Origin of the sequence: Nocardia sp. CA-290969 (genome assembly GCF_050936135.1) — a bacterium.
In the GTDB taxonomy this organism is placed as follows: domain Bacteria; phylum Actinomycetota; class Actinomycetes; order Mycobacteriales; family Mycobacteriaceae; genus Nocardia.
The window spans coordinates 764,397-777,982 of sequence record NZ_JBNJNJ010000001.1 but is presented as its reverse complement, the minus strand read 5'-3'; the positions used below and the strand labels follow the sequence as shown (position 1 = coordinate 777,982).

Annotated in this window: 13 protein-coding genes; 6 read left to right on the top strand and 7 right to left on the bottom strand. The window is 68.7% G+C overall.

Annotation, left to right across the window (positions count from 1 at the left end; all coding sequences use genetic code 11):
• Nucleotides 1–83: 83 nt before the first annotated feature.
• The 3 genes from ACQEVO_RS03650 to ACQEVO_RS03640 form a co-directional block, all read right to left on the bottom strand.
• On the bottom strand, nucleotides 84–1,313 hold the full coding sequence (locus ACQEVO_RS03650; RefSeq protein ID WP_432922309.1) for an acyl-CoA dehydrogenase family protein: 1,230 nt from the start codon (nucleotides 1,311–1,313) through the stop codon (nucleotides 84–86).
• A gap of 118 nt (nucleotides 1,314–1,431) precedes the next feature.
• Nucleotides 1,432–2,712, bottom strand: a complete 1,281-nt coding sequence (locus ACQEVO_RS03645; RefSeq protein ID WP_432908866.1) for a cytochrome P450 — start codon at nucleotides 2,710–2,712, stop codon at nucleotides 1,432–1,434.
• 264 nt (nucleotides 2,713–2,976) lie between these two features.
• Entirely contained in the window at nucleotides 2,977–4,149 is a 1,173-nt protein-coding gene (locus ACQEVO_RS03640) for an aminoglycoside phosphotransferase family protein (RefSeq protein ID WP_432908865.1), read from the bottom strand.
• A 277-nt stretch (nucleotides 4,150–4,426) separates the two neighbouring features.
• Between ACQEVO_RS03640 and ACQEVO_RS03635 the strand changes: the two genes are divergently transcribed.
• A complete protein-coding gene (locus tag ACQEVO_RS03635; protein ID WP_432908863.1) occupies nucleotides 4,427–4,645 on the top strand; it encodes a FitA-like ribbon-helix-helix domain-containing protein in 219 nt (72 codons plus the stop codon).
• A gap of 22 nt (nucleotides 4,646–4,667) precedes the next feature.
• On the opposite strand, the gene ACQEVO_RS03630 is transcribed toward ACQEVO_RS03635, so the two are convergent.
• Nucleotides 4,668–5,276, bottom strand: a complete 609-nt coding sequence (locus ACQEVO_RS03630) for a TetR/AcrR family transcriptional regulator (RefSeq protein ID WP_432908861.1) — start codon at nucleotides 5,274–5,276, stop codon at nucleotides 4,668–4,670.
• Between the two features lie 70 nt (nucleotides 5,277–5,346).
• On the opposite strand from ACQEVO_RS03630, the gene ACQEVO_RS03625 reads away from it, so the two are divergent.
• Both ACQEVO_RS03625 and ACQEVO_RS03620 read left to right on the top strand, forming a co-directional pair.
• A complete protein-coding gene (locus ACQEVO_RS03625) occupies nucleotides 5,347–5,928 on the top strand; it encodes a peroxiredoxin-like family protein (RefSeq protein ID WP_432908859.1) in 582 nt (193 codons plus the stop codon).
• A 3-nt stretch (nucleotides 5,929–5,931) separates the two neighbouring features.
• Nucleotides 5,932–6,543, top strand: coding sequence for a YHS domain-containing protein (locus tag ACQEVO_RS03620; RefSeq protein ID WP_432908857.1), 612 nt, complete (start codon nucleotides 5,932–5,934; stop codon nucleotides 6,541–6,543).
• 23 nt (nucleotides 6,544–6,566) lie between these two features.
• Here ACQEVO_RS03620 and ACQEVO_RS03615 read toward each other — a convergent pair whose 3' ends face one another.
• Nucleotides 6,567–7,481, bottom strand: a complete 915-nt coding sequence (locus ACQEVO_RS03615) for an SDR family NAD(P)-dependent oxidoreductase (RefSeq protein ID WP_432908856.1) — start codon at nucleotides 7,479–7,481, stop codon at nucleotides 6,567–6,569.
• A 145-nt stretch (nucleotides 7,482–7,626) separates the two neighbouring features.
• Here ACQEVO_RS03615 and ACQEVO_RS03610 point away from each other — a divergent pair, with 145 nt between their 5' ends.
• Entirely contained in the window at nucleotides 7,627–8,481 is an 855-nt protein-coding gene (locus ACQEVO_RS03610) for a helix-turn-helix transcriptional regulator (protein WP_432908855.1), read from the top strand.
• A gap of 66 nt (nucleotides 8,482–8,547) precedes the next feature.
• Here the strand turns inward: ACQEVO_RS03610 and ACQEVO_RS03605 are convergent, their stop codons facing one another.
• Nucleotides 8,548–9,960, bottom strand: coding sequence for a PLP-dependent aminotransferase family protein (locus ACQEVO_RS03605; RefSeq protein WP_432908854.1), 1,413 nt, complete (start codon nucleotides 9,958–9,960; stop codon nucleotides 8,548–8,550).
• On the opposite strand from ACQEVO_RS03605, the gene ACQEVO_RS03600 reads away from it, so the two are divergent.
• Complete coding sequence (locus tag ACQEVO_RS03600) at nucleotides 9,959–10,969, top strand: DMT family transporter (protein ID WP_432908853.1); 1,011 nt, start codon at nucleotides 9,959–9,961, stop codon at nucleotides 10,967–10,969. The genes ACQEVO_RS03605 and ACQEVO_RS03600 overlap by 2 nt on opposite strands.
• 262 nt (nucleotides 10,970–11,231) lie before the next feature.
• Here ACQEVO_RS03600 and ACQEVO_RS03595 read toward each other — a convergent pair whose 3' ends face one another.
• Complete coding sequence (locus ACQEVO_RS03595) at nucleotides 11,232–11,678, bottom strand: NUDIX domain-containing protein (RefSeq protein WP_432908851.1); 447 nt, start codon at nucleotides 11,676–11,678, stop codon at nucleotides 11,232–11,234.
• 836 nt (nucleotides 11,679–12,514) lie between these two features.
• Here ACQEVO_RS03595 and ACQEVO_RS03590 point away from each other — a divergent pair.
• Entirely contained in the window at nucleotides 12,515–13,582 is a 1,068-nt protein-coding gene (locus ACQEVO_RS03590; RefSeq protein ID WP_432908849.1) for an NAD(P)H-dependent amine dehydrogenase family protein, read from the top strand.
• The last annotated feature ends 4 nt before the right edge of the window (nucleotides 13,583–13,586 follow it).

Genomic DNA, 13,586 nt, shown 5'->3' with positions numbered 1-13,586 from the left:
GTGCTCGTCCACGACAGCCCCGGAGCTCACCGGGTACCGGCCGGACCTGTCCAACGTATCCGGAGGCGGCCCGTATGTCCGGCCTACGTGTTCGCGGCGGCTTCCGCGGCAGCACGTGCCTTGCCGAGTTCGGCGCGCGCGATGGTGAGTTTGTGGACCTCGTCGGGGCCGTCGGCGATGCGCAGGGTCCGCAGGTGGGCGTACATGCTGGCCAGCGGGAAATCCTCGGTGACACCCGCCGCGCCGTACACCTGGATCGCCCGGTCGACGATACGCAGCGCCATCACCGGTGCGGCGATCTTGATGGCGGCGATTTCGGTACGCGCCTCCTTGTTGCCGACCGTGTCCATCATCCACGCGGTCTTGAGGGTGAGCAGCCGCGCCTGTTCGATATCGATACGGGCCTCGGCGATCCAGTCCCGGATATTGGCCCGTTCACTGACCTTGCGGCCGAACGTGGTCCGCGATTCCGCGCGGACACACATGAGTTCCAGGGCGCGTTCGGCCATCCCGATGGCGCGCATGGCGTGGTGGATCCGGCCCGGGCCCAGCCGTGCCTGGCTGATCGCGAACCCTTCGCCTTCACCTTTGAGCACATCGGTCAGCGGTACCCGCACATCGGTGAAGTCGATCTCGGCATGCCCCTCACGATCGACATATCCGAAGACCGGCAGGTTGCGCACCACCCGGACGCCGGGCGCGTCGATCGGCACCACCATCATCGACTGCTGGCGATGCTTGGGGGCGTCCGGATCGGTTTTGCCCATCACGATCAGCACCTTGCAGTTGCGGTGCATCGCATTGGAGGCGAACCATTTCCGGCCGTTCAGGACGTAGTGGTCGCCGTCGCGTTCCATCCGCATCTCGACGTTGGTCGCATCGGAGCTGGCGACCCCGGGTTCGGTCATCGCGAATGCCGACCGGATGGTGCCGTCGAGCAGTGGTTCGAGCCACCGTTCCTTGTGCTCCTGGGTGCCGAAGAGGGTGAACACCTCCATGTTCCCGGTGTCCGGGGCCGAACAGTTGCACGCTTCCGGCGCGAGCGCCGGACTGCGGCCCATGATCTCGGCCAGCGGCGCGTACTCCAGGTTGCTCAGCCCCGGACCCCACTCCTTGTGCGGGTGGAACAGATTCCACAGACCCCGTTTCTTCGCCTCGGCCTTCAGATCCTCGAGGATCTGCGGGTGGTGGTGCGGGTCGCCGGCCTCGGCCATCTGCTCGGCGTAGACCGGCTCGGCCGGGTACACGCATTCGTCCATGAAGGTGAGCAGGGTCTGCCGGTACTCGCGGGCGCGGTCGGTCGAGGTGAACAGTTCCACGGGAGAACTCCGATCTTCGGGGCGCGGCTCGACGCGCCGGAGGCGGGCGTTCGATGCACTCCGACGGTAAGCGAAGTTGAATCCGGATTCAACTTCCGAGCCGGATCACCGCTCAGAATCCCACGGCCGGACGCCCGAAACTCTCGTCGTACGCCGCCAACGGCGCACCCGGCGGGAAGACCACCGGGAGGGCGGCCAATGACCGGTGGAACGGCCCCGGCCGCCAGGCCGGCTCCCCACCGGGAAAATCGGCGCGCATCTCCGGTAGCGCGTCCAGCAGCTGGTCGATCGCCCCCTCGGCGATCATGTAGGCCAGCGACTGCGCGGGGCAGGCGTGCGGACCCAGACCCCACGCGAGATGCGCGCGATTACCCGTCAGCTCGGAGGACCGGATGGCGGGATCGTTGTTGCACGCGGCCATGCTGATCACCACCGGCTGATGCGCCGGCAGCCAGACATCGTCGAGCAGAATCGGCATCCGCGGATAGGTCACGAGCAGATTGGCCAGCGGGGGGTCGTTGAACAGCACCTCGTCCAATGCGTCACGGGAGGTGAGGTTACCGCCGAGCACACTGCCGCCGAACCGGTCGTCGGTGAGGATAAGCAGCAGAGTGTTGACGATGAGGTTGAGTTCGAACTCGATCCCGGTGCCGAAGACTTGCGAAACATGGTGGGACACTTCCTCGTCCGATAGCTCCGCCGGATGACGTAGCAGTACCGAGGTGATATCGGCCGCGGGATTCTCCCGCTTCAGCAGCACAAGGTTCATCAGGGCTTCACCGAGCATCCGGCTGCCCGCTTCGGCATCGATCCCCTCCAGCATGGCGGCGATCCCGGCAGCGACCTGCCCGCCGATCTCCGGGGGACTGCCGAGCAGATAGTTGATCACCTGGAAGGACAGCGGGAAGACATACTGCTCGATCAACTCCGCCCGGCCGTCCGCACAGAACGAATTGATCAGCGGGGCCGCGAGATTCTCCACCACGGTGTGGATGGCGTACATATCCACCTGGTCGATACTGGCGGTGATCGCCTGCCGGTACCGGAGGAATTCCTGGCCCGAGCAGCGGCTGGCCATCGGGCGCCATTCCAGCATCGGCAGCACAGGGCAACCCGCCGGAACGTCCTTCTGCCAGACCCTGGGGTCGGCGGGGAAGCGCTCCGGATCGTTGAGCACCCGCAGTGCGGTCGAGTAGCCGATCACCAAGGTGGCGGGCACGCCGGGGGCCAGTTCCACCGGAGCCAGCGATCCGTACCGACTGCGCATTTCCCGGTAGGCACGATGAGGGTCGGCGGCGAACTCCGGCGAATGGAGCGCGACCCTGGGTCCGTCGTCGTGCGAACCGGGGCCGACCGGGCCGTGCGTAAGCGTCCGATAATCCGAGCTGGTCAAGAAGAAACTCCAACCTCTTGGTAGCGGGGCCGGTGGTCTTCCACCGGCCGGACACCGGATCGAGCCTCCTCCTGCACACTGACTCGAGCCGGAACGAGGCGATGTTACGACACTGTCGGGCTCTCTGTTTGTTTACGAAATGGGTTGCCCAACCGCGCTTTTCGCGGAAATCATTGGACTGGTCCGCACGTTTCGGACCTCGCTACCGCGCCCGCGACCCACCTGACCAGGACCGGACCACCGAGTCCGGCCCCGGCCCATCGCTCAGACTCCGAGCGCGTCCAGTGATTCGTTGTCGTGCACGGCCGCAGTGATCCGTCGCATAAGTGTCAGACAGGTTTCCCGCGATTGCATTTCGGGCTGATAGGCCGCACGGCCGATGGTGAACGCCCACGCCGCGTACGCGAACATCGACTGCTGCCGATAGATCAGCCATGCCTCGTCGAAGGAGGGGGCCCGGCCGCCGGCACCCGCGAGTTCGTCGAGATAGGCCCGCAGCAGATCCGGCGCCCAGGCCCGGCGGTCCGCCGGTTCGCATCCCGAGTTCACCGTGTACGCGAAATCGTGTCCCCAGCCGCCGCGCATCACCACCTGCCAGTCGACGTACCCCATGCGGCCTTCGGCGGTGCGGTAGGTCTGGCCGATATGCGGATCACCGTGCAGCAGGGTGTGCGGAAGTTCGCGAGTGGCCAGGTCCACCGCACGCTCCACACCGGCCCAGAGCCGGTCCGCCCGGCCGTGCAATGCCTCCGGGACGACTTCGGCCGCGCGCTCCAGCCCCACCGCGCACCGGGTTTTCATATCGATCGCCGCCAGATAGGCGGCGAGGGCCTCGTTCGTCGTCTTCAGCGGTTCGATCGCCGGGCTCTCCCAGAACGTGCCGTGCAACCGCGCCAGGTTCCGGACCAGATCCTCCATCTCCGCGCGCCCGATCGGTTCGGTGGGTTCGCTGAACACCGCGCCGCGGGTCACGGCGATATCCTCCATCAGCGCGATCGAACGCCAGGAAGCGGGATCGGAGGCGCCCCAGTAGCCGAGCGGTGCCTGGATATCGAGTTTCGGGCGGAAGTCACGGAAGAATCTGGTCTCCCCGTCGATCATCTTCCCGCCGCCCAGCAGGATGCGCTGGCTGAGCGAGGTGGTGGTCTTGGCGAACAGCGCCCGGGGCAACTCGGCCGCCTGTCCCGCCTCGTTGTATTCCACCCGGATCGAGACCCGGGTGGAGGTGCCACTACTGCCACCGGCGATTTCGAACGAGGTCACCTCCGCACCGGGGATATCCCGGCACAGCACCGCTGTGAGCCAGTCGGTGGTGAGCGCCGCGCCGGAGGCGGGTACATCTTCGATCGTGCGGGCGCGGTGCCCGGTGATCTTCTCGCCGAGAATATGCCCGCCCACGGCGACGAGCCGACCGAGTAGCCAGAGTTTGTGATTCATTTCCGCCTCACTTTCCGGATGCGCGCGTGATGAGCCGCGCACCGCGCCGGACCAGCCGGCCCAGGTTTCCTATCGCACCGACCGGTCTCGATCTTGCGCCATTTTTCTTCTGCCGGAAGGGCTTTCGCTCGAATACGTTACGGCGCACCGGCTCGCACCTCGCTTCCGGTCCCTGGCACGGGGCGATATCAGAACGAGACATCGGCGCAGCCGCATCCCCCGCGGCCCGGGAAATACAATCGGGTCACCGACCACTGTCGAGGAAAGACGCCCGCCCATGGTGACGCTATCTGTTCGACATGTACCGGACGCGGTATACCGCGCCCTGCGGATTCGCGCGACCAACCACGGCCGCAGCACCGAGGACGAGATCCTGGCCATCCTCCAGGAGGCGGTGACACCGCCGGAAAGAGCCCGATTGGGCGCCATCCTCGCTGGGGAATGCCCGGATGCGGACCCGGAGGGCCCCGATACCGTTCCGGGCGGATCGGACTGAGTTCTACCCGATTCCCGCGGGATCAGCCGCCGAGGCCGCGCAGTACGACGTCGAGCCCGCGCCGGAATTCCTCGGCGGGCGGTAGCGTGCGCGCATCGGCCGCGGTACGGGCAAGGTGCGGGAATTGTTGCGGCGACAGTTCCGACATGGTGACGGTGCCCGCCCCCGACAGCGCCGCGTAATGCTCGTTCTGCAGGAATCCGAGCAAATAGCCGATCAGTGTGCGCTGGGCGACGACCCGTTCGGTCCCGGCGTGGCCACCGTCGGTGAGCACCGCGAGCATCGTTTCGATCAGCAGCAGCGAGCCCGGCGCGGCCTGCCGGTGGCGCAGCACCAGCGGTACCACCGCCGGATGGGCCGCCACCGCGACCCGTAGCCGGTCCATCAGCACCCGCATCCGGTCGGCCCAGTTCGCGGGGGGTAGCGAGAGGTCCACCGTGCGGAAGATGTGATCGACGACGAGCACTTCGAGGGCCTGCCGATCGGCGACGTACCGGTACAGGCCCATGGTGGCGATCCCCAGTTCCCCCGCGACCGCGCGCATGGTGAGCCCCGGCAGGCCGTCCCGGTCGATCACCGCCAGTGCGGCGGCAACGAGCTGCTCGTCGGTGAGAGAACGGGGCCTGGGCACGAGTTGACAGCGTACTGGATACGCGCATACTCGGAGTGTAAGCGTACGTAGTACACCTAAAGGAGTGCCGATGCTGCCGCCCGATCCCGTACCCGCCCGCACACTCACCTCCCTCGCCGGTGCCGCGATCCCGATTCCCGACCCCGCCCAGCTCATCCACCTGCAGTTCCGGCGCTTCGCCGGATGTCCGGTCTGTCACCTGCACCTACGGTCGGTGGTCACCCGTCTGCCCGAAATACGGGCGGCCGGAATCCGCGAGGTAGTGGTCTTCCACTCCCGTGCCGAGGAACTCCGCAAGTACTCCGGCGACCTGCCGCTGGATGTCGTCGCCGATCCGGAACGGGCGCTGTATCGCGAATTCGGCGTCGAATCCGCCCCCCGCGCCCTCCTCGATCCGCGGGCCTGGCCGGCCATAGCCCGCGCCGTGGGCACCGAACTCTCCGGCCGCCCGGCCGGGCATCCGGCTCCGCCTGCCCGTCCCGACGGCGGCCGCCTGGGCCTACCCGCGGATTTCCTGATCCGGCCCGACGGCACACTGCTCGCCGCCAAGTACGGCGCCCACGCCGACGACCAATGGCCGGTCGACGAACTCCTCGCTCTGGCCGCGACGCCGGCCAAGGCCGCAACCGGCACCACGACATCGGAGGACTGATCCATGATGACCATCGAAATCTCGGTTACCGGACGCGAACTCGACCGCGCCGCCGAACACGAACTCGCCGAGCGCGTACTCGCGGCGCTCACCGGCTACGACAGCGCCCCCGAAGCGACCATGGCCAAGGCCCGTGAATTCACCCATGTGCTGGTACACCAGCCGCGCACGTGGGTCACCGGTGGCCCCGCCCCCGCCGGCGCACCCCGCTACCTGGTCCGGCTCACGGTGCCCGGATCATGGAGCGGCGACCCCGATTTCGGACACAACATCATCCCGCTGATCACCGAGGCGATCGCCGGCACCGAACCCGACCCCCAGCGCCTCCGCCGCGCACCGCACTGTGTCGTACAACTGGTGGGCCTGCGCGAAAACTGCGTCGGCACGCTGGGCCGCGCCACGACCAGCACCGAACTGACCCGCCTGATGACCGAGGACTTCCGCGAATCCGGCGTGCGCCCCGCCGCCCCCGACGGGTTCACCGTCGACCCCACTTGCGGAATGCAGGTCGAATGGGCCACCGCGCAGTTCACCTACACCCACGACGGAGTCGATTACGCCTTCTGCGCCCCGTCCTGCCGCAAGATCTTCGTCGAAGACCACGTCCGAAGCTGATCCGGTCCGGGCCGCGAGCGCCCTCAGCCGGAAGCTGCGCTCAGCACCTCGAGGATGTCCCACAGATCGCGTTCGCGGGCCGGGTCGTACGACTCCCGCGACGAACGCGCGACCCGGCGGCGATCCACGTAGGAACCGGTCGGGGCCGGGACGACTCCGCGGGCGATATCGGCCAGCCAACGGCCGGCCGACCGGGGCGTACTCGCCAGCGGTGTCAGTGTGAGGGCAGGCAGGATCCGGCGCACGGCGAACCGGGACAGCGGATCGGCGTGCCGCGCCAGACCGGTACCCGGCACGAAGCCGGGATTGAAGGCGATCACCTCCACTGCGGCCGGTAGTCGGCGCGCGTATTCGTGCACGAGGTAGAGCACGGCCAGTTTGCTCGTCGAATAGGCGGTGCGGCCGGCGGCGGCGCTCGCCGGAGCGGTGAACGCACCCGCCCGGGCGAGGGCGGCGGGTGCGTTCCAGACCGGGCCGGGCACCATTGCGAGGTTGTGCCGCAGATCGCCGAAATGGGTATCGCTGGCCGTGAGGACGATCCGTGCCGGCGCCCGGAACCGATCCCAGAGTTGCCGGACGAACAGATGGTTCGCGAGCACGTTCACGGTGAACGTGGTCTCGAACCCCTCGGGGCCGGTGGTGAGCGCGTTCGGGTACTGGATTCCGGCATTTCCGATGAACCCGCGCAGCGGCGGCAATTCACCGGCATCGATCCGCTCGCCGATCAGTGTGGCGGCGTGGCGCACACTGTCGAGTGAACCGAGGTCCGCCGCACAGTACGACACCGCGCCGCCGCCGGCCGGCGCCGGGAGTCCTACCTCGGCCCCGTCCCGCGTCACGACGACCAGATGCACATCCGGTGATTCGCGCAGAATGTTCGCGGCGGCGACGCGGCCGATCCCGCGCCCGGCGCCGGTCATGACGAGAGTGTGCGGCATTCGTGCTCCTCAGTGGTTCCAGACGGACCGCGACCGGCCCACTCCCCCAGATTTCCGCCGGTCCGGGCCGCCTGCCAGTACCTTCCGGAGACCACGGACCGGCAGTACCCACGCTGATGCGGCGGCCGCGGGCGAAAATGACGGGATGGGTACCTCCGACGGCGGCTTCGGCCGGCTCCTGCACACCTGGCGTGACCGCCTCGATCCCGCCGACGCCGGGTTGCCCCCCGGCCGCCGGCGGCGCGCACCCGGGCTGCGGCGGGAGGAACTCGCCCAGCTGGCCGGTCTGTCCGTCGACTATGTGCTGCGGCTCGAGCAGGGCCGCGCCCGCAATCCCTCCGCACAGGTGGTGGGAGCGCTCGCCCGCGCCCTGCAACTCTCGCGCGCCGAACGTGACCAGCTCTACCGCGGTGCGGGACTGCTCCCACCGCGCGACGGCACGGTCGACACCCATGTCCCGCCCGGCGTCCAGCGGCTCGTCGCCCGCCTCGGTGATATCCCGATCGGTGTGTTCAGCGCCGACTGGACACTCGTGTGGTGGAACGGCATGTGGGCCGACCTCTTCGGCGATCCGGACAGTATCCCCCCGGACGACCGCAACCTCGCCCGCGCGCTCTTCCGTACCGGGGCCGCGCACACCGCGGTGCGATCGGTGCATTCCGAACGGGGGGACGAGGCCTTCGCGGCGGCCATCGTCGCCGACCTCAGGGACGCCCTGAGCCGCTATCCGGCCGACGCGGAGCTGAACCGCCTCATCGGTGAATTACGTGCGGAATCCGAGGCTTTCGAAGCCGTGTGGTCGACCGGCACCGCGGCCACTGCCCATACGAGCGAGCGGAAGACGATCCGCCATCCGGAAGTGGGCGATATTCTCGTCGACTGCGATGTCCTCCTGGTTCCCGGTGTGGACCTGCGGATGGTCACCTACACCGCCCCGGCGGCGAGCGATGCCGCGAGCAAACTCGAGCTGCTGCGGGTCACCGGCTCCCACGTGGGTTGAGCAGTCCACGGCAGCTGCCCGGCAGTGGTGGTGGCACTGCTCGCGGCCGGTATCCGCGCGGTGCGGCTAGCGGGACTGATCGGCGAGCGCCCGGCCGAGGAGCCGCGCGCCCTCCGGGAATGCTCCGGGATTCGGGCCGGAGTAGTTGAGGCGCAGGTAGGCGCCGGTGGGTTCGGCGGGGAACCATTCGTCGCCGGGCGCGACGACAACCCCGGCCGCATCACAATCGGCGACGAGGCGGGCGAGATCGGTGCGTTCGGGGAACCGGACCCAGAGGTGCAGCCCCCCGCGGGGAACCAGTTCCGGCTGCGCGGCCGGTACGTGCTCGCGCAGGGCGGTGAGCAGCAGATCGCGGCGGGTGGCCAGCTGACGTCCGAGGCCGCGCAGATGGGTGCGCCAACCGGGTTGGGTGACGATATCCAGCGCCACCGTCTGCAGGAGACCGCTCACATACATCGCCTCCGCCTGGGCATCGGCCAGAATCCGGTCCCGGGCGGGGCCCCGTGCGACCACGGCGGCGATCCGCACCGCCGGCGAAACGCTTTTGGTGAGCGACCGCAGATAGACCACATGCCCGCTGTCGTCCCGGCCGGCCAGCGGCACCGGCACGGCGTCGATCCCGAAATCGTGCGCCCAGTCGTCTTCGATCAGGAACGCACCGAACCGCCGGACCACCTCGAGTACCTCCGTACTCCGCCGCGATTCCCACTGTGCGCCGGTGGGATTGGCGAAATGCGGCTGCGCGTAGAACGCCCGCGCGCCGGTCTGCTCGAAAGCGCGCGCCAGCTCGTCCGGGTGCGGCCCCTGGGAGCTGCTGGGTACCGGCACCATCCGCACGCCCGCCCGTTCGGCGGCCATGATCGCACCCCAGTAGGTCGGGGATTCGACGAGCAGCGGTCGGCCCGCACCGATGAGTGCTTGGAAAATCGTGTTCAGCCCACTCTGACTACCGGGGAACACCACCACATCGCTCGGCGCCGGCGGGGTCACCCCGGCCGGGGTGACCGCCGCCAGCTCCGTCGCGAACCAGGACTGTAGATCGGGCAGGCCCGCGCTGGGCGGGCGGTTCACCGTCGCGTCCCCGCGCGCCGCCCGGGCGAACGCCGCGCGGACCAGTCGTTCGGGAAGCAGTTCCCGGTCCGGGTACCCGGAGTGCAGGGCGATCCGGTCGTTCGGGACGGTCCTGAGTGCGGTGAACAGCCGGGCAGCCCGATGCGGCGGTGTGCCCAGTGCCGCGGTCTGCCAGCCGTAGTCGTGCGGTCGGGCCGCCCGGACGGCACGCACGAAAGTGCCTACGCCCGGCCTGCTTTCGATCAGACCCTGCGTTGTCAGTATTCGCAGCGCCTTCTGCACCGTGACCGGCCCGGCGGCGTAGCGGGTCACCAGGGCTCGAGTGGACGGCAGCTGCGCGCCCGGTGGTGCCGCAGCGATCCAGTCGCGGAGGTCCGCGGCGATCCGCGAGCTGCTATCGTCAGACATGAAGGATCATAGTAGCGCTATCGCCCGACTTGGCACTCCGCTATCGTCCGGGCCCGCCTGGGGCCTACTCGGGGTTCTGGCATTTTCGTTCACCGTCCCGCTCACCAAATACGCCGTCGCCGGAGATGGTCTCTCACCTCTGTTCGTCGCCGGTGCCCGCGCGGTCCTCGCGACCTTGTTGGCCGCGTTCGCCTTGGCGATCACGAAACAGCGCCTGCCGCGGGGCCGCCAATGGCTGCGGCTGGGAGTCGTCGCGGGTGGTGTGGTCGCGGGGTTTCCCCTGTTGACGTCGTACGCACTCACCGAGGCGTCGGCCGGGCACAGCGCGGTCGTCATCGCGCTGCTACCGGCGGCCACCGCGGTACTGGCGGTGCGGCGCGGACGGGAACGCCCGCCGCGCGCGTTCTGGTTCACGGCCCTGGCCGGCACTGTGGCGGCGGTGGGATTCGCCGCGTTCACTGGCGAGCGCCTCACGGGACCGCACTGGTCGGATCTGTTGCTGCTCGGCGCGGTGTGCGCGGCGGCGGCCGGGTACGCCGAGGGTGGTCTGCTCGCCCGCGAATTGGGCGCGTGGCAGACCATTTCCTGGGCCCTGGTCCTGTCCGCACCGGCGATGCTCGCCCTCACCACGGTCTCGGTGGCCCAGCAGCCACCGACAGGATCACCGACCCAATGGGCCGCCTTCGTCTACCTCGGCGTGGTGAGCATGTTCCTCGGGTTCCTGCCCTGGTACCGGGGCCTGGCCCTGGGACCGATGACACAGGTCAGCCAGGTCCAGCTCGCCCAGCCGGTATTCACCCTCTGCTGGGCAGTGCTACTGCTGAACGAGGAACTGACCTGGCCGACCGCACTCGGCGCGCTCGCGGTGATCGCGTGTGCCGCGAGCGCGGTACGCACCCGGCTGCGCGAACCCGCCGGGCCTGGGGTTACGCCAGGCAGCCAAGGCCGGGAGAACACTCCGCAAGCCATCTTCGCCGCGAACACACCGGTACCGGCCCGGCATCGCTGAGGACGGTATCGCGTCGGCACACCACCTCACTGCGGCCGGCCGCGCGTGCCGGATCGGCCCGGCCCGTCGGGAGCGGTCCGGAATCGATCCGGCATCCGGCACGGAGCAGCCCCTCCCACGCAGGACCGCGCGGGTGTGCCGTACTACACGTGGGCGGAGAAACCGTGCTGCCCGCCGCGACCGGCACGACCGGACGCCGAGCAGCACCGCCCCGGCGCCGGCGGATCGTCCCCGCCGCCCAGCGCCTCGGTGGTGGCGTCGATCAGGGGTAGACGAGCTCGCGGTAGGTGTCGAGGATCTTCTGGATCGACGAGGTGACCGGCAGCCCCTCCTCGTCGAGACGCGCCCAGACGTATCCGGCGTGCGCACTCAGCACCACGGGACCCGTCGATTCCACCTCGACCGCGAAGTGCAGCCGGCGCACCGGTTTACCGGCAGGCGACAGATAGTCGAAGTCACCGACGTGGTGCCGGATATCGGTGACGGTGAGCCCCGTTTCTTCGCGCACACCGCGGATCAGCGCTCCGGTCACCGATTCCCCCGGTTCCACTGTGGCGCCGGGAAGCTTGCTGGTGGGACGAATCGGACCGGTACTCGGTAGTTCCAGTAACAGGACCTCGCCGCCCCGATCGATGATCGCGCCGACCCGCAGCCCGACCCCGTCTCGTTCACCACGTGGCAGGGTTTCGTCGAACATCGATACCGACATGGATGGTCTCACCAACCTTCGATCGGGCGGGACCCGCCCGAACAGACATGGGCGAGCAATTCGATATTACCGCGCCGTGACCTGGAGATAACACACGTTGACGAGAGTCGGACGGATCGCCGGCTTCCGCCGGGCGCATGACCAGGGACTTCGCGGGCATCAGCCGTCCAGGCCCGCAGGCGGACCAGAGGTGCCCCGAAGAGCTTGCCGGGCAACGGAACCGAAACACAGCTCCGCGCTCCCGGACTACGGCACACAGCTGCCGATTTCGCGGCCGCGCCCGCCACGTGCGGACCGGCCACAGTGTGACGTATACCGCTTCGGCCGGAGATCGCCGCCGCGAGTCCGGAACCGGTTGTGATGTGCGCCACCGCATCCGTCCGCATGCCCACCGCCGGGACCCGATCGACCGCCCCGCGTCGCCGTCTCCGGTAGCAGGGTTCGCCGGCCTGCGGGCCCGCTGGTCGTGGCGTTCGGCGCCGCCTGCGGCACACCCCGGCGTACAGGCGACGCCACGTTCGACGGCCCGGCCGTCCGCGCGGCCTGGATCGCCGCAACATCGCCGATGCGCCGGGGCACACAGAGACGCGACCAGCGTGGACACGGGAGTTCGTGACCATTGCGCCACCCGCCCAGGGTTCACCCGGAGCGCAGCCGGGAAGCAGAGCACCGTACGGGCCGGGTTCGGTGGCCGGCTCGACGCGCACCCGTTGCGCGCTCGGCGGTCGGCCGCTGGGCGGCGACCGCGCCGAAGTTCCCGCCACGGCTCGAGAATATTGTTCTCCAAAATCAGAGGATTCGTTCCGCAAACCGGCAACCGGACCTATGCTGAGCGCGTGCCCAAGGATCGTCGGTATCGGGTCGTCCAGTGGACGACCGGCAATGTCGGAAAGAGCTCGGTTCGCGCCGTAGCCGCGAATCCGACGCTGGAACTCGTCGGCTGTTACGCCTGGTCACCGGACAAGGTGGGCCGCGATATCGGGGAGCTGTGCGGCATCGACCCGGTCGGGATCACCGCGACCGATGACGCCGACGCGCTGCTCGCGCTGAAACCGGACTGCGTGATCTACAACCCGATGTGGATCGATGTCGACGAACTGGTCCGGATCCTGGAATCCGGTGTGAACGTGGTGTCCTCGGCATCCTTCATCACCGGCCACCGTCAGGGTCCCGGGCGCGACCGCCTGCTCGAGGCGTGCCGGCGCGGCGGCTCGACCATGTTCGGTTCGGGGATCAGCCCCGGGTTCGTCAACCTGCTGGCCATCGTCTCGGCGGGTATCTGCGACCGCGTCGACAAGGTGACCGTCAGCGAGGCGGCGGACACCACCTTCTACGACTCCCCCGCCACCGAACGACCGGTGGGTTTCGGGCAGCCGATCGACCATCCCGGCCTTCCGGATATGACCGCGGAAGGGACCGCGGTCTTCGGTGAAGCGGTCCGGTTGATCGCCGACGCCCTCGGCGCCGAACTCGACGAGGTGCGCTGCGATGCCGAATACGCGCAGACCACAGCCGATCTGGACCTCGGTTCCTGGACGATCCCGGCCGGTTGTGTGGCCGGGGTGTTCGCGAGCTGGAAAGGTATCGTCGCCGGCCGCACGCTCGTCGAGCTGACGGTGCGCTGGCGCAAGGGCCCGACGCTGGAACCGGACTGGAAGATCGATCAGGACGGCTGGGTGTTGCAGGTGGACGGCCGGCCGACGGTGAAGAACGTCGTGAGCTTCCTGCCACCACCGGATTTCCAGGCCGAGACGATCGCCGATTTCATGACACTGGGCCACATCATGACCGCCATGCCGGTGATCAACGCGATTGCGGCCGTGGTCGCGGCGCCGCCGGGTATTGCCACCTACAATGATCTGCCGCTCATCCAGCCGCGCGGGGTCGTACCGGGTATCGCGTAGGCCC

Bases quoted from the DNA above. Each gene is read 5' to 3' on its own strand.
- ACQEVO_RS03640 (WP_432908865.1), bottom strand. From the start codon at position 4,149: ATGAATCACAAACTCTGGCTACTCGGTCGGCTCGTCGCCGTGGGCGGG.
- ACQEVO_RS03615 (WP_432908856.1), bottom strand. From the start codon at position 7,481: ATGCCGCACACTCTCGTCATGACCGGCGCCGGGCGCGGGATCGGCCGC.
- ACQEVO_RS03610 (WP_432908855.1), top strand. From the start codon at position 7,627: ATGGGTACCTCCGACGGCGGCTTCGGCCGGCTCCTGCACACCTGGCGT.
- ACQEVO_RS03625 (WP_432908859.1), top strand. From the start codon at position 5,347: ATGCTGCCGCCCGATCCCGTACCCGCCCGCACACTCACCTCCCTCGCC.
- ACQEVO_RS03595 (WP_432908851.1), bottom strand. From the start codon at position 11,678: ATGTCGGTATCGATGTTCGACGAAACCCTGCCACGTGGTGAACGAGAC.
- ACQEVO_RS03620 (WP_432908857.1), top strand. From the start codon at position 5,932: ATGATGACCATCGAAATCTCGGTTACCGGACGCGAACTCGACCGCGCC.
- ACQEVO_RS03600 (WP_432908853.1), top strand. From the start codon at position 9,959: ATGAAGGATCATAGTAGCGCTATCGCCCGACTTGGCACTCCGCTATCG.
- ACQEVO_RS03635 (WP_432908863.1), top strand. From the start codon at position 4,427: ATGGTGACGCTATCTGTTCGACATGTACCGGACGCGGTATACCGCGCC.
- ACQEVO_RS03605 (WP_432908854.1), bottom strand. From the start codon at position 9,960: ATGTCTGACGATAGCAGCTCGCGGATCGCCGCGGACCTCCGCGACTGG.